Source organism: Microbacterium sp. CSI-V (genome assembly GCF_001984105.1).
Taxonomy (GTDB): domain Bacteria; phylum Actinomycetota; class Actinomycetes; order Actinomycetales; family Microbacteriaceae; genus Microbacterium.
In genome coordinates, this window is record NZ_MTQM01000009.1 from 1,328,416 (window position 1) to 1,347,141 (window position 18,726).

Below are 18,726 nucleotides of genomic sequence, written 5' to 3' on the forward strand. Positions count from 1 at the left end.
GTGGAGCCCGCGCGGCGTTCCGCGGGCAGGGCGGAGCACCGGTACGCGCGTGCGTACCGGTGCTCCGTGCGGGGGTCAGGCGACCTGGACCTTCTTGGTCCACCCCTTGGTCAGCTCGCGCGCGGCGGTCCAGCCCTCGTAGCGGGAGTCGGCCTCGTCACGGCTCATCTGCGGCTCGAAGACCCGGTCGACGACCCACTTGGACTCGAGCTCCTCGAGGCTGGAGTACACGCCGGTGGTGAGACCGGCGAGCAGCATGGCTCCGAAGATGGTGGCCTCGGCGTTCTTCGGCCGGATCACGGGCACCCCGAGCATGTCGGCCTGCAGCTGGCACAGCAGGTTGTTCTTCACGGCGCCGCCGTCCACGCGGAGCTCGGGGATGGTGAGGTCGGAACCCGCCAGCGCCGCCTCGACCACGTCGCGGGTCTGGAAGACCATCGACTCCACGGCCGCGCGGATGATGTGCAGGCGGTTGGTGGAGTTGCTCATGCCGATGAGGGCCGCGCGCGCGTACGGGTCCCACGTGGGTGCCGCGAGTCCCGTGAAGGCGGGGATGAGGTATACGCCCTGCGTGTCCGGAACCTGCCCGGCGTACCACTCGCTGTCGGGCGCGGCGTGAATGAGCTGCATGTCGTCACGCAGCCACTGCATCGTCTTGCCCATCGCGAAGAGCACGCCCTCTACCTCGTACGCGGTCTGGCCCCGGACTCCCCACGCGAGGCTGGGGGTGAGTCCCTCGATGCGACGCGGGGTGCTGCCGCAGTTGATATTGAGGACGCCGGCGGTGCCGTAGGTCATCTTCACCTGGCCGGGCGTGAACGCGGCCTGGCCGAAGAGACCGGCCTGCTGGTCGCCGAGGTCGGAGCCGATGACGATCGGCGCGCCGAAGGTCGCCTCGATCGTGCCGAAGTTCGAGTCCGACGGGACGATCTCGGCGAGCATCCCGACGGGGATGTTGTAGTGGCCGAGGAGTTCCTCGTCCCACTGCAGGGTCTCGAGGTTCATCATCATCGTGCGCGAGGCGTTGGAGTAGTCCGTCTTGAACGACTTCCGCCCGGTGAGGTTCCAGATGAGCCACGTGTCGACGGTCCCGGCGAGCAGTTCGCCGCGTTCGGCCCGTCCCTGCGCGCCCGGAACCTGGTCGAGGATCCAACGGATCTTGGATGCCGTGTAGTACGCGTCGGGGATGAGACCGGTGCGCTCCTGGATGAGGTCGCCGATTCCGGCGTCCACCCAGCCCTGCACGATGTCGACGGAGTGCCGCGAGGCCCAGACGATGGCGTTGTAGATCGGGCGGCCGGTCTCCTTGTCCCAGACGATGCCGGTCTCTCGCTGGTTGGTGAGCCCGACCCCCGAGAGCTGGTCGGGGGTGATGCCGGCGTCGCGGAGCGCGGCGCGGATGACCTCGAGCTGCGTGTTGAGGATCTGCATCGGGTCGTGCTCGATCCAGCCGGGCCGCGGGTAGATCTGCGTCAGCTCGGCCTGACCGAACCCGACGACGTTGGTGTCCTCGTCGATGACGAAGGCACGCGCGCTCGTGGTTCCTTCGTCGATTCCCAGCAGGTATTTGACCATGGGTGCTCCCACTTCATCGTGTTGGAGGTGAATGCGTCGTCGGGCACGGGCACCGACGGCACGCTGAGGCTAATCTGGCATGCCTTGTATAGTCAAGTATTGCCCTGTAAGTCTCAGGTCTCTACTCTGTGATCCGGTCGGTAGCGCCCGACCGAAGGCTATCCCTTTCCGCGCACACAACGACGTGAAGCCAAGGACACACATATGGACATCGACCTCTTCTCGATCCTCGCCGCCGCCGCCGGCGGCTTCTTCGGCGCCGCCATCGGCGCCCTGCAGGCGTTCATCTTCACCGGGATCATGGTGCTCATCGGGCTCGTGAGCCTGATCGCCGATCCCTCCTCGCCGATCCTCGGCTCGATCGCGTTCGGCCCCGCGTTCGGCCCGCACATCTCGTTCGCCGGCGGTGTGGCCGCCGCCGCATACGCCGCCCGCAAGCACGACCTCCTCGGCAAGGACATCGTCACGCCGCTGGCGAAGTTCGCCCAGCCCGACGTCCTGCTCGTCGGCGCGCTCTTCGGCGTGTTCGGCTACTTCCTCCAGAAGGTCGTGGCGATCATCCCGTGGTTCGGCACCCACACCGACGCGGTCGCCGTCACCGTCCTGACGTCCGCACTCCTCGCCCGGATCGTCTTCGGTCGCAAGGGCGTCTTCGCCCGCAACTCGTCCGGGGCGAGCGGCTGGGCGGCCTACTCGCCGTCGGACGAGGGGCGCTGGATCGAGGGGCAGGAGAGGTTCGTCCCGAACACCGTGCTCGGCCTCTTCGTCGGCGGACTCGGCGCCTTCGTCGCCATCACCATCGCGCAGAACGTCCCGTCGATCGCCGGGAGCGCCGCGACGTTCATGTTTGGCGTCTCGGCGGTGTCGCTGATCTTCCTGACGATCGGCATCCCGGTCCCGGTGACCCACCACATCACGCTGCCGGCGGGCGTCGCCGCGGTCACGTTCCTCCCCATCGTGGGCGGGCAGGCCTGGGCTGCCATGCTGATCGGCATCGTCGCGGGCGTCCTGGGCGCATGGATCGCGGAGGTCTTCGCGCGTCTGTGGCTGGCCCACGGCGACACCCACATCGACCCGCCCGCCGCGGCGATCTGGCCGGTGACGACCCTCGTCCTGGGCGTCGCCGCCCTCTTCCCGGCGGTGAGCTGACACATGCCGCACGAGACCGGGACCCTGCACCGCATCGACGCCGTCGCCCTGGACGTCGACGGCACCATCGCGGGCGCCGACCACGTCGTCAGCGCGCGCACCGCCGCCGCGATCGCCGCGGTCCGCGACGCGGGGATCCCGGTCTTCCTCCTCACCGGCCGGTCGCGCCGCAGCGTGCTCGGACTCGCGCGAGAGCTCGGCCTGCGCAACCGCGTGGCCGCAGCGAACGGCTCGGTCGCCTTCGACCCCGTCACGGACGAGGACACGCGCGTGGCGACGATGTCCCCCGCGGACGTCGCGGCGGCCGTCGCGCTCCACCGCTCCACCGGGCTCGCCCTGACGTGGTGGGAGCGCGACACGATCTGGGTGGATGCCGCCGGCCTCGCCGCGGACGAGTTGATCGCCCTGGGCGAGGCCCCCGACGCCATCCGGGTCGGCGACCCGAGCGGGATCCGTCCGGATACCACCCTGAAGATGATGCTCCACGGCACGCCCGGCGCCCTCGACGCCGCGGCACCCGAGGTACGCGCCGCCCTCCCGGACGCGGCACGCTCCATGGACACGTTCTGGGAGTTCGTGGCCCCGGACGCCCACAAGTGGGCCGCGCTGCAGCACCTGCTCGACGGGCGGATCGACCCCGCGCACGTGCTCGGCATCGGCGACGGCGGCAACGACGTCCCGTGGCTGAGCCGCATCGGACACCCCGTCGCGATGGGCAACGCCCGCGACGAGGTCAAAGCGCTGGCCCGCCACCACACGCTCCACCACGCGGACGACGGCGCCGCGGTGGTCCTCGAAGAACTCGCCGCTCGACTCCCCCGCCCGCGACGCTGAAGGATCACTCATGCCCTCCCCCCTGGACCTGTTCGCCCTGCCCGAGACCCTCCGCGACAGCGACCACGTGATCGCGACCTACGTGCTGGATCTGCCCGCCGAGGCCGACGCCCTCGCCCGCGCCACACGCTTCGCCGTGGGGCAGACGATCGGCACGTGGCTCCCCGTTCCCGGGATCACCGACGACATGCGGGCGCGGCACGAGGCCCGGGTGGTGAGCGTCTACAGCCTGCCGCCCTCCGACACCACCCGCCTCGACGACCCCGCACGCATCGGCTACGTCCTGCGCGTCGCGGTGCCCACCATCAACTTCGGCGCCTCGCTGCCGATGCTGTTGACCACGCTCCTCGGCAACGACTCCTCCACCTCGGTCGAGGCCAAGCTCGTCGACCTCGAGCTGCCGGAATCGTTCAGCGACCGCTTCGCCGGCCCGTCCTTCGGCGTCGAGGGGCTGCGCCGCCTCACCGGCGTGCACGACCGCCCGCTGCTGCTCAACATGCTGAAGCCGTGCGCCGGAATGCCCCCGGAGGTCGCGCGCGAGGTGTTCCTCCAGACCGCGCTCGGCGGCATCGACCTCATCAAGGACGACGAACTCACCGCCGATCCCGAGTACTCCCCCGTCGTCGAGCGCGTCCGCCTGTTCACGCGCGCCGCGCGGGAGGCCGCCCAGGAGACCGGCATCGAGACGATCTACATCCCCAACGTGACCGATCGACCCGATCGCATGCTCGACACCGCCCGTCGGGCCGTGGATGCCGGAGCCCGAGCCGTCATGGCGACCTACGCCACGGTCGGCTACGGCTCGCTGGAAGCGCTCGCCGAGACGGTCGACGTGCCCGTGCTGGCCCACTTCGCCGGTGCCGCCCCGTACTTCGAGGGACCGTCGACGGGCATGAGCGCTCCGCTCGCGATGGGCCTGCTCCCGCGCCTCGCCGGGGCCGATTTGGCGCTGGTCAGCACGCCGTACGGCGGTGCGACCATCCGCTCGCTGCCCTACCTGCGGACGGTTCACCAGATGCTGCTCCCCCGGCCGGGTCTCGCGCCGACGATGCCCGTCATCGGCGGCGGCGTCCACCCGGGAACCGTGGAGCGCTACGTCTCCGAGCTCGGCACCGACATCGTGCTCGGGGCCGGCGGCGCGATCCAGGGCCATCCCGGCAGAGCGGCCGCGGGCGTGCGCGCGATGCGCCGCGCGATCGACGCCGCCGTCGCCGGCACACCCGTGGAGGAGGCCGCGGCCGAGACGCCCGAACTCCGCGCCGCGATCGACGCGTGGGGCGTGCTCTGACCCACGGCGGTGTCTCCGCGGGGCCGGGACGACGGACGCGGGGGCGGCGCGACGCGCGTGCACCGGGCCGCCCCGCCCCGTCAGGCCGACCGCACCTCGGCGATCGTGGCGAGGAAGCCCGCGGCATCCACTCCGGCCCGTCCGAGGAAGACACCGTCCGGGATGCCGTGCGGCAGCGAGGCGGCGCGACCGGCGGCCGCGATGGCCGCGAACGTCCCCGGCCCGGCGCTCCCGCCGTAGATCACGCGCACGGGACCCGACCGCTCGGCCAGCAGCTCGCGCAGGCGCGCGATCACCCCGACGACGTGCGCGGGCGGGGCCGGTTTGGTGGCCCCGATGGCCCACGTGGGTTCGTAGGCCACCACGACGGGCGCGTCCGCGGGGATGCCGGCGAACGCCGCGTCCAGCTGCGGCCGGATGACACGTTCCGGGTCCGCCCCGCGCTCGGGCTCGCCGACGATGAGGACCGGCGCGATGCCGGCCTCGGCGGCGGTGCGCGCCTTGGCCCCGAAGATCTCGGGCGTCTCCGCGAAGTACCGCACCCGCTCGGGGTGGCCGATCATCGCGACGCGGGCGCCGAGGCCCGCGAGGAGGTCGGCGTTGTCCTCGCCCGTGTAGGCACCGCTCGGGTAGGCCGAGACGTCCTGGGTGCCGACGACCACGCCCAGCGGGGCGAGCGCGTCGACGCCGCGCGTGAGGAGTGCGGCCGGCAGGCAGACGAAGACGCCCTCGCCGCGCTCCGGCGTGCGTTCGAGGCCTGCGCGCAGGGCGTCGAGCCAGGCGCCGGCCGTCTCACCGGTCAAGTAGCTCTTCGGGCTGCAGCCGACCATGGTCGCGGGCAGGGACATGAGACCTCCTCGTCGCTCCGGGCCGGCATCCACGCTCTCCCGAAGTTGTGTATCCTTGTATATACATCTTAGGTGCACCCGCGCCGCTCATGTCACCGTCAATGGAGAACGAGACATATGACCAGCTTCTCTCGCGCCGACGCCGCGCAGCTGACCGGCCGGACCTTCGACGTCCTCGTCGTGGGAGGAGGCATCAACGGTGTCGCGATCGCCCGCGACGCCGCCACCCGCGGGCTGTCCGTCGCCCTCATCGAACGCGGCGACCTCGCCGTGGGCACCTCGTCCTGGAACAGCCGCCTGATCCACGGCGGCCTCCGGTACCTCGAGCACGGCGAGATCCCCCTCGTGTACGAGTCCCTTCACGATCGCGAATGCCTCTTCCGCATCGCGCCGCACCTGGTGACCCCGCTGCCCTTCGTGGTGCCGCTGTACGGCCACAACCACCTCCCCGGGTGGATGTTCCGGATCGGCCTGGTCATGTACGACATCCTGTCGCTGCGGAAGTCCGTCCCGGCCCACCGCTACCTGAGCCGCAAGGCCATCGACACCGAGCTCCCCGGCCTCGACAAGGACCGCCTCTCCGGCGCGGTCCGCTACTACGACGGGCAGGTCACCTACCCCGAGCGCCTCGTCATCGAGACCGCCCTGTCGGCGGCCGACGCCGGCGCGGTCATCGGCACCTACATCGAGGCATCCGACATCCTGCGCGAGGGCACCCGCGTGGTCGGCGTCTCGGCGCGCGACCTCCTGACCGACGAGACCTTCGAGATCCGCGCGAGCGCCGTCGTCAACGCCGCCGGCCCCTGGGTCGACGAGCTCGGCCAGAAGCTCGGGATGCCGCGGCAGATCGGCGGCACGACGGGGACGCACTTCGTGGTCGACGCCTTCCCCGGCGCACCCGACGCCTGCATCTACTTCGAGGCGCGGTCGGACAACCGCGCGATCCTCGTGATCCCGTGGAACGGCCGGTACCTCATCGGCACCACCGACGACCGGTTCGACGGCGACCCGGGCGCCGTCCGCGGCACCGACGACGAGGTCGCCTACCTCCTCGCCGAGACCAACCTGCTCATCCCGACGGCGAACCTCACCGCCGACGACGTGCTCTTCACCTACACCGGCGTGCGCCCGCTGCCCTACCGACCCGGAGTCAAGGCCGGGAACATCCCGCGCAGCCACCTCATCCTCAGCCATGACGACGCTCCCGGTCTCGTGACGATCGTCGGGGGCAAGCTCACCCCGCACCTGAGCCTCGGGAAGCAGACGGTCGACAAGATCGCGCGCCACCTCGGGCGCACGCTGTCCCCCTCGCGGACGGCGCGGATGCCGCTCCCCGGGGCGGTGTCCGATCGCTGGTCGGGTGCGACCCAGGCGCGCCAGCGCCTGTCCGCCACTCTCCCGTGGGAGCCCGCGCTCGCCGAGCGACTCGTCGACGTGTACGGCGCCGGTGCGGCGGCCATCCGGGATCTCGCGGCGACGGATCCCCGCGCCGCCGAGGTGTTCGGCCACGGGCGCGGCGCCGTCGTCGCGGCCGAGGTGCTCCACGCGATCCGGGCCGAGGGCGCGGCCACCCTCGTCGACATCCTGCACCGGCGCACACTCGTGGGCCTGGAACCCGCCCTCGGGACCGACGTCGAGCGACCCGTGGCCGAACTGGCCGCGCGCGAACTCGGCTGGGACCGGGCGCGGATCGCGGCGGAACTCGCCGCGCAGCGGACGTACATCGAGCGGCTGCAGGGCGGAGTCGCCCGCCCGCGGACGTCGGCCCCGACCACCGCAGAGACGAAGGGCTGAGTCCATGCCTCATTACGATCTGGTCATTCTTGGTGCGGGTCCCGGCGGGTACGTCGCAGCCGTGCGCGGCGCGCAGCTGGGGCTGTCGGTCGCGGTCATCGAAGAGAAGTACTGGGGCGGTGTGTGCCTCAACGTCGGCTGCATCCCCTCCAAGGCGCTGCTGCGCAACGCCGACCTCGCCCACACGTTCCACGCGAAGGCCGACCTGTTCGGCATCTCCGGCGACGTGCACTTCGACTTCGGCAAGGCCTTCGACCGCTCGCGCTCGGTCGCGGCCGGCCACGTCAAGGGCATCCACTACCTGATGAAGAAGAACAAGGTCACCGAATACGAGGGCCGCGGACACTTCGTCGACGCCCACACGATCGACGTGACCAAGGCGGACGGCTCGAAGGAGCAGGTCACCTTCGACAACGTCATCATCGGCACCGGCTCCACGGTGCGGCTCCTCCCCGGCGTGACCCTCTCCGAGAACGTCGTGACCTACGAGGAGCAGATCCTCACCCGCGACCTCCCCGGCTCGATCGTCATCGTCGGCGCCGGCGCGATCGGCATGGAGTTCGCGTACGTCCTGACGAACTACGGCGTGAAGGTCACGATCATCGAGTTCCTCGACCGTGCCCTCCCGAACGAGGACGCCGAGGTCTCCAAGGAGATCCAGAAGCAGTACAAGGGCTACGGCGTCGACATCCTCACCTCCACCAAGGTCGAGTCGGTCACCGACCACGGCGACAAGGTCACCGTCACGTACACCGGCAAGGACGGTGCGCAGGGCTCCATCGACACCGACCGCGTGCTCATGTCGATCGGCTTCGCCCCCAAGGTCGACGGGTTCGGTCTGGAGAACACGGGCGTGAAGCTCACCGAGCGCGGCGCGATCGACATCGACGACCACATGCGCACGAACGTCCCGCACATCTACGCCATCGGCGACGTCACCGCCAAGCTGCAGCTCGCGCACGTCGCCGAGGCGCAGGGCGTGGTCGCGGCCGAGACCATCGCGGGCGCCGAGACGCAGACCCTCGGAGACTACCGCAACATGCCCCGCGCCACCTTCTGCAACCCGCAGGTCGCCTCCTTCGGCCTCACGGAGCAGCAGGCCCGCGACGCCGGCCACGACATCAAGGTCGCGAAGTTCCCCTTCTCGGCCAACGGCAAGGCGAACGGCCTGGGCGAGCCGGTCGGCTTCGTCAAGCTCGTCGCCGACGCCGAGACGCTCGAGCTCATCGGCGGCCACCTCATCGGCCCCGACGTGTCCGAGCTCCTCCCCGAGCTGACGCTGGCGCAGAAGTGGGACCTCACCGCCCTCGAGGCGGCCCGCAACGTCCACACGCACCCGACGCTCTCGGAGGGCCTGCAGGAGGCCTTCCACGGCCTCGTCGGCCACATGATCAACCTCTGATCCTCAGACGACGAAAGCCCGCCCGGTTCGCCGGGCGGGCTTTCGTCGTTCTCGAGAGGTCAGTGGCCGAGCGTGCGGGCCAGCTTCGAGCCGGATGCCGCGGGCCGGCCGCCGGCGGCGAGGACGGCGGCATCCACCGCCGTGAACAGCGCCGCGCGACCCGCCTGGTCTGCGGGACCGGCGGGGCCGAGCTCGACCTCCCACTCCCGCCAGGCGGACTCCACGCCGCGGCGTTCGTCCCGGGCGCGGACGCGGTCGTCGACGAACTCCGCGACGACCCCGCCCTCGGCGTCGAGCAGGGCGTAGGCGGTGCGGTGGTTGCGGACGCGGGCGAGCGGCAGGAACGGTCCTCGCGCCCACGCCGCCACGGCATCCTGGATCTCGTCGGGTACGACCGGATCGGCGTCGGGATCGCCGAGGTCGCCGAGCGGCCACTGCGTCTCGGAGCGGCCGCCCTCGGCGGGGGCCTTGATGTGCCACCCCTCGTCGGGGCCGCCTTGCCGACGGCGCACGGCGACGCCGTTGCGCGCCAGGTCGGCTCCGGCGGTGTCGACGTACCGCGCGTCGAGGTCGCGCGGCTCGGCCTCACCCACGCGGGCGACGCCGGGAACCCCCGACCAGTCCGGGAGGGGCGTGTCGGTGTCGACGTCGTACTTCGACTCGATCTCGACCGACGACGAACCCGGCGCGCTCTTGCTCAATCGTCGCGTCCGTCGGCGTCCGGGTTGATGTCCTCGGTCTCCTCGACGTAGGCGAAGACGGCCTGCGTGGGTCCGTCGGAATCGCCGGTGTGCTCGAGGCCGCCGTCCCGGCGGTAAACGAGCTGTCCTTCGCTGTAGGGAAGGATCAGCGAGTCGTCGGACTCGTTCTCGAGCGGGATCACCTGCCCGTCGAGCGGGCCTCCGGTCAGTCGTGCAATAGCCATGGCCCCAGCGTAGACCGGCCCCTTCGCCGCGGCCCGCGCCTTGACACCCCTCCCCTAGACTCGCTCGGGTGACGAGCGCGGACCTCCCCGGCGACGAGCCCTTCGTGCTCCTCGCGACCCGCGCGCAGGACCTCCCCGCCGACGAGGAGTACGCGCTCTTCCTCCGTTTCACCGGCCTCCCGCCCGAGCGGTTGCGGCGCGTCCGGCTCGAGCGCGAGCCCCTGCCCGAGTTCGACCTCGACGACGTCGCGGGCATCCTGGTGGGTGGAAGCCCGTTCAACGCCTCCGACCCGTGGGACGAGAAGTCCGCGGTGCAGCGGCGGGTCGAAGCCGAGATGGCGGCCCTCGTCGATCGCGTCGTCGCCCGCGACGCGCCGTTCCTGGGCGCCTGCTACGGCGTCGGTACCCTCGGCACCCACCTGGGCGCGCCGATCGACGGCGTCTACTCGGAGCCGATCAGCGTCGTGGACGTGTCGCTGACCGAAGCCGGGCGCACCGATCCGTTGCTGGCCGGCCTCCCCACGACCTTCCCCGCCTTCGTCGGACACAAGGAGGCGATCTCGTCCCTGCCGGACACGGCGACGCTCCTCGCCTCCTCCCCCACGTGTCCCGTCCAGATGTTCCGCGTCGGAGAGAACGTCTACGCCACGCAGTTCCACCCCGAGCTCGATCTGGACGGCATCGTCACGCGGATCCACGCGTACGCGTCGTACGGGTACTTCGCGGCGGACGAGCTCGACCTCACCCTCGCCGCCGTCCGGCGCTCCCCGGTGACGGCCACCGGACGGATCCTCCGCACGTTCGTGGAGCGCTACGCGCGCTGAACGGCGCCCCGGCGGGAAGCGGCCGGCCCGACCGCCCCACGTCGCGCGGCGCTAGGCCCGCTCGGGCGAGCAGCGCCGCACGACCGGCACGGCCGCCGTGATCGCGGGGTGCACGCGCCGCAGCTGCGGCTCGAGTCCGAGGTCGACCAGCACGAGACGGCCGGAGAGCCGGGGGCCGTGCCCGCGGAGCAGACCCGCCTTGACGGCGCCGAACGTCACCGTGGTCTCGGCGGGGAGGACGGCGGCATCCGCTTCGCCCGAATCGGGGTGGAGTCCGCTGGGGACGTCCACGGCCACGACCCGCACCCGCCCCGCGACCACCGCCGGCAGCAGGGCCTCCACGACCGCGCGCGCGGTGCCCCGCAGCCGCGGATCGGCGGAGGCCCCGATGCCGAGGATGCCGTCGAGCACCAGGACGTGGTCGGGATCGGACGCGCAGATCTCGGACGCGTCCCGCAGCCGAGCGCCCGCCGCCAGGGCCGTGTCGAGCGCCTCGCGATGCACGCGGTCCCGGGTGAGCACGACGTCGACGCGGGTGCCCGCGCGGGCGATATCGGCGGCGGCGAAGAGCGCGTCGCCGCCGTTGTCGCCGGACCCGGCCAGGACGAGGACCGGGCCGGGTGTGCGGGCGAGTTCGTCGGCGACGACGGCGGCCAGGGCCCGCGCCGCCTCGCGCATGAGCGGGCGTCCGGCGGCGAGGAGAGGCGCCTCCGCCGCGCGGATCGCATCGGCGGTGTACGCGACGGTGCGCTCGGTCATGTGGCCACCCTAGACGCGTCCGGCCCGATCACCCGCGAGCGGCACTCTTCGCGATCGTCTCCCGCTCCTTCGCGTCCGCCTCGCGGGCGGCATCCAGTTCGCCGACGGCCGCCTGCACGGCCCGCTCGGCGCGTTGGACGCGGAACTGCACGAGCGTCGTCGCGGCGTACTTCGCGCGCACCCGGTCCTCGTCCTCTTCGTGCCCCACGGTCACGTACGCGCCGGCCAGCAGGATCACCTGGCTGGAGAGGTTCAGCCACAGCAGCAGTGCGATGAGGGCTGCGAAGGTCACCAGGAGCGGATTGCTGCCGGCGCCTCCGACGAAGAGCCCTGACAGCTGCTGCAGCGCGACGAGCCCGATGCCGCCGAGAAGCGCGCCGCGGAGCAGCGTCGCACGCCGCACGCGAAGGCCCGACAGCACCGCGAACGCCACCGCGACGACCGCCGTGTCGAGGGCGAGCACGACCACGGTGGAGATGAGCCAGGTCAGGATGCCGGTGATCCACGAGTCCGCCGAGATGCCGAGCCAGTCGCGCACCACCGTGAGGCCCGCGGTGGCGAGGAACGTCACGGCCGCGGCCGCGGCCAGCGCCACGCCGATCCCGATCGCGAGTGCGAGGTTACGCAGCAGCACCCAGACGATCAGCGTGTCCTCGGTGGTGACGTCGGCGATCTGCCGCAGGGCGGAGCGGAGCGACCCGACGGCGCCGATGGCCGCGCCGAGCAGACCGACGGATCCGAGGATGCCGGCGACCGTGAAGCCGGCGGGGGCTTTGATCTTGTCGACGTCGATGAGACCGCCGGGGCCGACGAGGCCGGGAATGACGCTGTCGACCGACCGCACCAGGGCGGCGAGGCCGTCGGGATTGCCCGCGAGCCAGAGGGCCGCGAACGAGAACCCGATGAACACGCCGGCGAACACGCTGAAGAGGGTGCGGTAGGTCACGCTGTCGGCGAGCATCGGTCCGCGCCGCCCCGAGTAGACGAGGTAGGCGCGGACGAGACGCCGCTGCAGCGCCCACGCGGTGACGCGACGGAGGAGGTCAGCCATCTCACCAGGCTATGCGGGCTCCGCGGATTCGCGGTGCGGGGTTGACCGGGGGTAGCGGATCGCGGAACGGCATGGGCCGGAGCTGGGCTCAGGTGACCTCGCCCAGCAGCACCCACCACGTCCCGAGCAGCAGCGGCGGACCGAACGCGATCTCGACGCGCCGTGCGCCGGCGAGCAGTGCACCGGCAGCGGCGGCTCCCCCGCACGCGAACCCGAGCACGAGCCCCGCCCCGACGGCCTCCGCGCCGAACCAGCCGAGGTGCGCGCCCACGAGCGCCGCCAGTGTCGCGTCTCCGCCGCCGAAGTCGCCGGGCCGGGCGAGATGGAGCGCGAGGCCGAGGAGGAACGCGGATGCCGCACCGCCCCACACCCCCGGCACCCGGTCGGTCTCGTCGGCGACGAACGCCGCCGACGTCAGCAGCGACAGAGCGAGCGCGAGGCCGGGCAGGACGAGCGCATGGGGCAGTCGATGACGACGGACGTCGACGACCGCGAGAGCGACGGAGATCGCCGCGAAGACCGCGAGGGCGACCCCGAGCACGGGGTCACGCGTCGAGGACGGACAGCCGGACCAGGACGATCGCGTCGGGCTCGATGCCCTCGCGGTCGCGGACCGCGCGCTTGAGCGGCAGGACGTACGCGCCGTCGGACTGCGGGAACACCGAGGTCCGCCAGGTCGACGTGCCGATGGTGGCCTCGACCCGGACGCCGCCGAATCCGCGCCGGTACGTCTGGGTCTCGCGCACGGCCGCGCTGAGGTCGAGCGGCAGCGCGGCGAAGTACCAGTCGCTGTCGAGCCGCGCCGCCCACCGGAAGACTTCTCCCTCGAACTCCACGATCATGCGCGTCTCCTTCCGCCGCCGTCACCCTACCCGCGGGCCCGGACACGTCGTCGGCGTTCTCCCCTGGGGAGGAACCGTCACGCGGGGAGGATGCCCGCGGCGCGCGCGGGCGCCGCGTACGCCCGCGCCAGGGACGCGACGGTGTCGTGGGCGTTCAGCCCGCTGGGGTTGGGCAGCACCCACGTCGGCACTCCCCCGATGCTCTCGTCCTGCCGGCCTGCGACGGCCGCGGCGCGGTCGAAGCCCTGGCGGTAGGCGGTGAGACCGACGACCGCGACCGCGCGCGGCGAGAGCGCCGTGACGCGCGCCTCCAGCGCCCCTGCCCCCGCACGGAGTTCGTCACGGTCGAGCTCGTCGGCGCGCGCCGTCGCCCGGGCCACGAGATTGCTCACGCCCACGCCCGCCTCGAAGATCATCGCGCGGTCGGCGGCATCCAGCGGGCCGGTGTAGGCGGGCAGACGTGGCAGGATCCCCGCCTCGACCAGCGCGGGCCAGAACCGGTTGCCGGGGCGGGAGAACGGCGTCCCGGTCGCCGCCGTCCACAGGCCCGGGTTGATCCCGACGAACAGCAGCCGCAGCCCCGGCCCCGTGAGGTCGGGGATCGTGGCATCCCGGAACGACTCCAACTCGGCGCGCGAATACCCCATGCGACCACTATGACCACATCCGGGCGGGGGACGCCCCGCTGTGCCAGGATCGGCGGAATGGATGCCGTGCCCGCGCTCACCGAGGTCCCCCCTGCGCAGTTCGTGATCGTGGGCGACAACATCCGCCTCGCGACGTACTCGTGGGGCGACCACGACGCGCCGCCGGTGCTGTGCGTCCACGGCTTCGGGTCGTCGACGCGGGACAACTGGGTCAACACCGGCTGGGTGCGCGACCTCCTCCGGGCGGGATTCCGGGTGCTCGCGGTCGATCAGCGCGGCCACGGTCTGAGCGACAAGCCCCACGACGCCGCGTCGTACCGGATGGACGCGCTCGTCGCCGACCTCGTCGCGGTGCTGGACACCTACCTCGTCGACCAGGTGCGCTACCTCGGGTACTCCCTCGGCGGCCGTGTGGGCTGGCAGCTCGCGGTCGACGCCCCCGAGCACGTCGAGCGGGCGGTGCTCGGCGGCATCCCCGACGGTCGTCCCCTCGCGCGACTCCAGGTCGACCAGGCGCGGGCCTTCCTCGATCACGGCGAGCCGGTTCAGGATGCCACCACCCAGCGCTACATGTCGCTCGCCGAGCGCGTGCCCGGCAACGACCTGCGCGCCCTCGTCGCCATCGCGGAGGGCATGCGGCTCGGGCAGACCGATCCGGACCCCGCGTCGCCCCCGCCGCAGCCGGTGCTCATCGCCACCGGCACCGAGGATCCGATCCACGACCAGTCCGCGCGCCTGGCGGGTCTCCTCCCGCAGGGCGAATTCGTCGACATCCCCGGCCGGCACCACGTCAACGCCCCCGGCGCCCGCGCGTTCCGCGAGGCGGGCGTGGCGTTCCTCTCCCGCGACCTCTGACCGGCCGCCGCTCCACTGCGCCCGCCGCTACGCTCCGGAGCCGTCCGCGACCGTTCCGCAGACGTAGACCGTGCTCGGGGCATCGGCCGCCGTCGTGCAGTTCTGCTCCACCCACGAGCGGATCTGAGCCGACACGGTACCGGTCGACGAGTCGCCCGCACCGACCGACGCTCCCCCGGGGCCGCCCACACGATCCTGCCCGGCGATGACGTAGCGCAGCTGCCCGCTCTCGACCAGCGAGATGAACCGGTCGAGGGTCGGCGCGGCATCCGTTCCGTTGAATCCGCCGATCGGCAGCACGGCCTCGCCGTCCGAGGCGACGATGAGCTGCGCGGCGCTCTGCGCGCCGAAGGTGGCCGCGAGGTACGTCGCGCCGCCGCGATTCTGCTCGAGCCACGACAGCAGTGCGGTCTGGTCGCCGCCGAAGCCGCCCGCCCCGGCCGTGAACCCGCCGGTCCCGCCCGGCGCGCCGCCGGTCGCGCCCTGGCCGTCCGTCGTCCCGGATCCGGAGCGAGCGCCGCGACCGTCCCGCGTCCCGTCCTGTGCTCCCGCGCCGCCGTTGGGCGCGGCCATCCCGCCCGCTCCCCCGGCCCCCGGGGCGCCGCCCGGGGCGCCCGCGAACCCGCCCGCTCCGCCCGTCTGCGCGCCGCCGGCAGTACCGCCTCGACCGCCGAACCCGGATGCCATCTCCGACACCCCTCCGGCCACCGGGTTGATCGAGTTGGGGTGCGCGATCGTCACGGCCGACCACACCGCCGGGGTCAGGAGCAGCCCGACGACCATCGCGGCGGTCGTCACCATGCGCGCGCGATGGCGCGAGAGCAGCAGCACGATGGCGACGACCCCGATGAGAGCCTGCACGATCGCGACGGGGATGCTGTACCCGCCGACCGAGAACGCGATGCCGACCGCGGTGACCGCCGCGGTCGCGAGGATCGCCACCGCCGGCCAGGCTTTCGCGGCGCGGGCGCTCCACGCGAGCGCGGTCGCCACCGCGAGAGCGAGGGGGACGGCGAGGGCGGACGTGTAGAACTGGTGCATGCCCGCGACGACGGAGAACATCGCGCCGAACGTGGCGAGCCACACCGTGAGCAGGAGGGCGAGCGGACGGGGGAAGCGGAGGAGCCACAGCACCACCAGCGCCACGATCGCCGCGGGGATCAGCCACGCGATCTGGCCGGCGAGCTGCGCGTTGAACAGGCGGAACACCCCGGGCTCTCCCGAGAACGGCGGGGTGAACGACTCGTAGGCGGAACTGTCGCTCGTGGCGCCGAAACGCCCCAGCCCGTTGTATCCGAAGACCATCTCCCACGGGTCGTCGCCGAGCGTGCTGCCGATGTACGGGCGACTGCCCGCGGGGATCAGCGCGACGATCGCCACCCACCACAGCGACGCGACCACGCTGACGGCGCCCGCGACGAGAAGGTGCCCGATGCGGCGCGCCCACGACTGCGCGGTGGCGAGGTAGGCGGCGGCCAGCGCGGGCCAGACCGCCCACGCCTCCAGCATGTAGAACTGGAACGACAGGCCGATCGCCGCGCCGGCCACGACGAGCCAGCCGAAACTGCGCTGCTGGATCGCGCGGATGGCCGCCCAGGCCGTGATCGACAGTCCCAGGACGAAGAACGACTCGGGCTGGTTCGACCGCGAGACCGCCACGAAGATCGGGGTGACCGCCACGATCGCCCCCGCCAGGAGCCCCGCGCGCACCCCGGCCAGCCGTCGGGCCGCGACCGCGGTGATCAGGGCCGCACCGACGGCGGCGAGGGCGTTGGGGAGGATCACCGCCCACGTCGAGTACCCGAAGACACGGACGAAGAGCGCCGGCACCCAGAACGAGCCCGGGATCTTGTCGAGCGTGACCGTGCCGGAGGGATCCATGGCGCCGAAGAAGAAGTTCGACCACGACTGGCTCATCGACAGGGCGATCGAGGCGTAGTACGCGGACGGCGCGCCGTCCCACACCTGCCACGCGGTGAGGACCAGCGCTACGAGGCCGACCGCCGCGAGTCCCCACGGCCATGCGCGGCCGCGCGGACGCGACGTCGCGGCGGGCCGAGCGAGCGGGGTCTGCGGAATGCTCAGGGTGGCGGTCACCGCCGCATCGTAGGCACCCCACCACTAACGGCCGCTCTGGGCGACCTATGGGCGGGGTATGGATGCCGCCCGCGCCGCGATCAGTTCGCCGAGACGCTCAGCCGCGGAGCGGCCGGAGCCGCGGTCGCGGCCATCTGCAGCCCCACCCGGACCGTCTGCCCCGACGCGAGGGATCCCGCCCATCCCTCGCCCCGACACGTGACCGTCGAGGAGCGGAGGAGGCACGTCATGCCCCACGCGTTCGTCACGGCGGTGGCGCCGGGAGACTCCCACGACACCGTCCACCCGGCCACGGGCGTCGCCGCGGTCACCGTCAGTTCGCTGACGTAGCCCTCGCCCCACGCGCTCTGGGGGATCCAGGTCGCCGTGACCGTGGCCGGCGCGGCGCTCGTGGTCGGCTTCGGCGTCGCGGTCGGCTTCGGCGTCGCCGTCGCGGTCGGCTTCGGCGTCGCGGTCGCCGTGGGTTTCGGCGTCGCCGTGGCCGTCGGTTTCGGCGTCGCCGTGGCCGTGGGTTTCGGCGTCGCCGTCGCCGTCGGTTTCGGCGTCGCGGTCGCCGTCGGTTTCGGCGTCGCGGTCGCCGTGGGTTTCGGCGTCGCCGTGGCCGTGGGTTTCGGCGTCGCGGTCGGGGTCGGCTGCGGCACGGGCGTGAGGATGGGCCTCAGCGCGGCGAGCTTCGCGGTCTGCGGGGTACGCCAGTCGTCGGCGACCAGGCCGCCCGTGTCGCCGCTGTTGGGGTTGAACGACCAGTAGGCGTAGCTGATCTTCCGCTGAGCGAGGTAGTCGACGAGCGTGGTCAGCCACGCCTTGTCGCTCGCGGTCTCGAGCTTGGTGCCGAACTCGCCGAGGAGGACGGGCGCGATGTTCTCCTTCGCGAGGTACCCCCAGTTGGCATCCCACAGCGCCGGCAGGTTCGCGGGGTACCCGGGAGCCGTGAACCACTTCTGCGCGTACACCGAGGCCGGGTAGTCGTGGGGCGAGTAGACGACGCGGTTCTTCACCGACAGCGTGACCGGGGCGGAGCGGACATCCTTCAGACCGCCGCCCCACCAGGTGCTGGTGCCGTCGTTCTGCCGCTCCACACCCTCGACGATGATGAGCAGCCGGGGGTTGACCGCCAGCACGGCGTTGCCCGCGCGCGTCGCCGCGGCTCGCCAGTCGCGAGCGGGATCACCGCAGTTCCAGCAGGCAGGGCCGTGGGGCTCGTTGTGCAGATCGACGCCGATGACGGTGGAGTCGCCCTTGTATCGCGCGGCGAGCATCGTCCAGTCGTCGATCCACCGCTTCTCCGAGTACTGCGCGGTGTACCAGAGTTCGCTCTGCGCGCCCGAGTCCGGGCGGTGGCGGTCGAGGATCACCGAGAGCCCGTGGGCCTTGGCCCGGGCGATAACGGTGTCCAGGAGGCGCAGCGGCGTGAGACCGGTGAGCCCGGGGTTGGCGTTGGCGTTGATGGAGTTGGTCTGCTTCGCCGCGAGGCACTCGTTCGAGAACGGCAGGCGCAGGGTGGTGAACCCCATCGCGGCGATGCTCTTCAGCCCCTCGTCGAGCGAGATCGACCACAGGCCGTGCGGCGCGCAGTTCGAGGTCTCCATGCCGAACCAGGCGACCGCCTTGATCGTGTACGGGGCGCCGGTCGAGGTGACGATCGTCGATCCGCTGGTCGACAGCCACCCCGGCAGCGTCGCCGCCGATGCGGCCGGCGCCGTGATCGTCCCCGCGATCAGAAGTCCCGCGGCCGCGGCGAACGCGGCCACCCGCATCCGCGCACGACGCAGACGCGTCGACCACTCCCTCATGCGCACTCCCCCGCCCGTTCCGGTCATCGTAGTGGGCGACTCG

At 72.2% G+C, this 18,726-nt stretch carries 18 protein-coding genes; 7 read left to right on the top strand and 11 right to left on the bottom strand.

What is annotated here, in order from left to right:
• Positions 1 to 75: 75 nt before the first annotated feature.
• The gene (locus CSIV_RS17215) at positions 76 to 1,575 is read right to left on the bottom strand and encodes an FGGY family carbohydrate kinase (protein WP_077052521.1); all 1,500 of its coding nucleotides are present in this window, start codon (positions 1,573 to 1,575) and stop codon (positions 76 to 78) included.
• A 204-nt stretch (positions 1,576 to 1,779) separates the two neighbouring features.
• On the opposite strand from CSIV_RS17215, the gene CSIV_RS17220 reads away from it, so the two are divergent.
• From CSIV_RS17220 to CSIV_RS17230, 3 genes are read left to right on the top strand one after another with little or no spacing between them, the layout of a single operon-like run.
• Positions 1,780 to 2,724 carry a hypothetical protein gene (locus CSIV_RS17220; protein ID WP_077052522.1) on the top strand — a complete coding sequence of 315 codons (945 nt, stop codon included), beginning with the start codon at positions 1,780 to 1,782 and terminating at the stop codon, positions 2,722 to 2,724.
• A 3-nt stretch (positions 2,725 to 2,727) separates the two neighbouring features.
• Positions 2,728 to 3,558 carry an HAD-IIB family hydrolase gene (locus CSIV_RS17225; protein ID WP_077052523.1) on the top strand — a complete coding sequence of 277 codons (831 nt, stop codon included), beginning with the start codon at positions 2,728 to 2,730 and terminating at the stop codon, positions 3,556 to 3,558.
• Positions 3,559 to 3,568: 10 nt separating this feature from the next.
• Positions 3,569 to 4,846 carry a RuBisCO large subunit C-terminal-like domain-containing protein gene (locus CSIV_RS17230; RefSeq protein ID WP_083735203.1) on the top strand — a complete coding sequence of 426 codons (1,278 nt, stop codon included), beginning with the start codon at positions 3,569 to 3,571 and terminating at the stop codon, positions 4,844 to 4,846.
• Positions 4,847 to 4,926: 80 nt separating this feature from the next.
• Here the strand turns inward: CSIV_RS17230 and CSIV_RS17235 are convergent, their stop codons facing one another.
• Positions 4,927 to 5,694, bottom strand: coding sequence for a triose-phosphate isomerase family protein (locus CSIV_RS17235; RefSeq protein WP_077052524.1), 768 nt, complete (start codon positions 5,692 to 5,694; stop codon positions 4,927 to 4,929).
• A 117-nt stretch (positions 5,695 to 5,811) separates the two neighbouring features.
• On the opposite strand from CSIV_RS17235, the gene CSIV_RS17240 reads away from it, so the two are divergent.
• Positions 5,812 to 7,488 carry a glycerol-3-phosphate dehydrogenase/oxidase gene (locus CSIV_RS17240; RefSeq protein ID WP_077052525.1) on the top strand — a complete coding sequence of 559 codons (1,677 nt, stop codon included), beginning with the start codon at positions 5,812 to 5,814 and terminating at the stop codon, positions 7,486 to 7,488.
• Between the two features lie 4 nt (positions 7,489 to 7,492).
• Entirely contained in the window at positions 7,493 to 8,890 is a 1,398-nt protein-coding gene (gene lpdA, locus CSIV_RS17245) for a dihydrolipoyl dehydrogenase (protein ID WP_077052526.1), read from the top strand.
• Between the two features lie 59 nt (positions 8,891 to 8,949).
• Here lpdA and CSIV_RS17250 read toward each other — a convergent pair whose 3' ends face one another.
• Positions 8,950 to 9,591 (bottom strand): CYTH domain-containing protein, encoded by a 642-nt coding sequence (locus CSIV_RS17250; protein WP_077052527.1) that lies wholly within the window; start codon positions 9,589 to 9,591, stop codon positions 8,950 to 8,952.
• Positions 9,588 to 9,815: a response regulator gene (locus CSIV_RS17255; RefSeq protein ID WP_077052528.1), complete on the bottom strand. Its 228-nt coding sequence runs from the start codon at positions 9,813 to 9,815 to the stop codon at positions 9,588 to 9,590. The genes CSIV_RS17250 and CSIV_RS17255 overlap by 4 nt, the downstream gene beginning before the upstream one ends.
• A 68-nt stretch (positions 9,816 to 9,883) precedes the next feature.
• Here CSIV_RS17255 and CSIV_RS17260 point away from each other — a divergent pair, with 68 nt between their 5' ends.
• Positions 9,884 to 10,639 (top strand): glutamine amidotransferase, encoded by a 756-nt coding sequence (locus CSIV_RS17260; protein ID WP_077052529.1) that lies wholly within the window; start codon positions 9,884 to 9,886, stop codon positions 10,637 to 10,639.
• Between the two features lie 51 nt (positions 10,640 to 10,690).
• On the opposite strand, the gene CSIV_RS17265 is transcribed toward CSIV_RS17260, so the two are convergent.
• The 5 genes from CSIV_RS17265 to CSIV_RS17285 form a co-directional block, all read right to left on the bottom strand.
• Positions 10,691 to 11,398, bottom strand: a complete 708-nt coding sequence (locus CSIV_RS17265) for an NAD(P)H-hydrate epimerase (protein WP_077052530.1) — start codon at positions 11,396 to 11,398, stop codon at positions 10,691 to 10,693.
• A 28-nt stretch (positions 11,399 to 11,426) separates the two neighbouring features.
• Entirely contained in the window at positions 11,427 to 12,449 is a 1,023-nt protein-coding gene (locus CSIV_RS17270; RefSeq protein WP_077052531.1) for a YhjD/YihY/BrkB family envelope integrity protein, read from the bottom strand.
• A gap of 88 nt (positions 12,450 to 12,537) precedes the next feature.
• Positions 12,538 to 12,990, bottom strand: coding sequence for a prepilin peptidase (locus CSIV_RS17275; RefSeq protein ID WP_077052532.1), 453 nt, complete (start codon positions 12,988 to 12,990; stop codon positions 12,538 to 12,540).
• A 4-nt stretch (positions 12,991 to 12,994) separates the two neighbouring features.
• Positions 12,995 to 13,291, bottom strand: a complete 297-nt coding sequence (locus tag CSIV_RS17280; RefSeq protein ID WP_077052533.1) for a DUF1905 domain-containing protein — start codon at positions 13,289 to 13,291, stop codon at positions 12,995 to 12,997.
• Positions 13,292 to 13,368: 77 nt separating this feature from the next.
• Positions 13,369 to 13,938 carry a mismatch-specific DNA-glycosylase gene (locus tag CSIV_RS17285; protein WP_077052534.1) on the bottom strand — a complete coding sequence of 190 codons (570 nt, stop codon included), beginning with the start codon at positions 13,936 to 13,938 and terminating at the stop codon, positions 13,369 to 13,371.
• Between the two features lie 57 nt (positions 13,939 to 13,995).
• On the opposite strand from CSIV_RS17285, the gene CSIV_RS17290 reads away from it, so the two are divergent.
• Complete coding sequence (locus CSIV_RS17290; protein WP_077052535.1) at positions 13,996 to 14,793, top strand: alpha/beta fold hydrolase; 798 nt, start codon at positions 13,996 to 13,998, stop codon at positions 14,791 to 14,793.
• Between the two features lie 27 nt (positions 14,794 to 14,820).
• Here the strand turns inward: CSIV_RS17290 and CSIV_RS18735 are convergent, their stop codons facing one another.
• Entirely contained in the window at positions 14,821 to 16,890 is a 2,070-nt protein-coding gene (locus tag CSIV_RS18735) for an ArnT family glycosyltransferase (RefSeq protein ID WP_077052536.1), read from the bottom strand.
• Between the two features lie 80 nt (positions 16,891 to 16,970).
• The gene (locus CSIV_RS17300) at positions 16,971 to 18,683 is read right to left on the bottom strand and encodes a cellulase family glycosylhydrolase (protein WP_077052537.1); all 1,713 of its coding nucleotides are present in this window, start codon (positions 18,681 to 18,683) and stop codon (positions 16,971 to 16,973) included.
• Positions 18,684 to 18,726 lie beyond the last annotated feature (43 nt).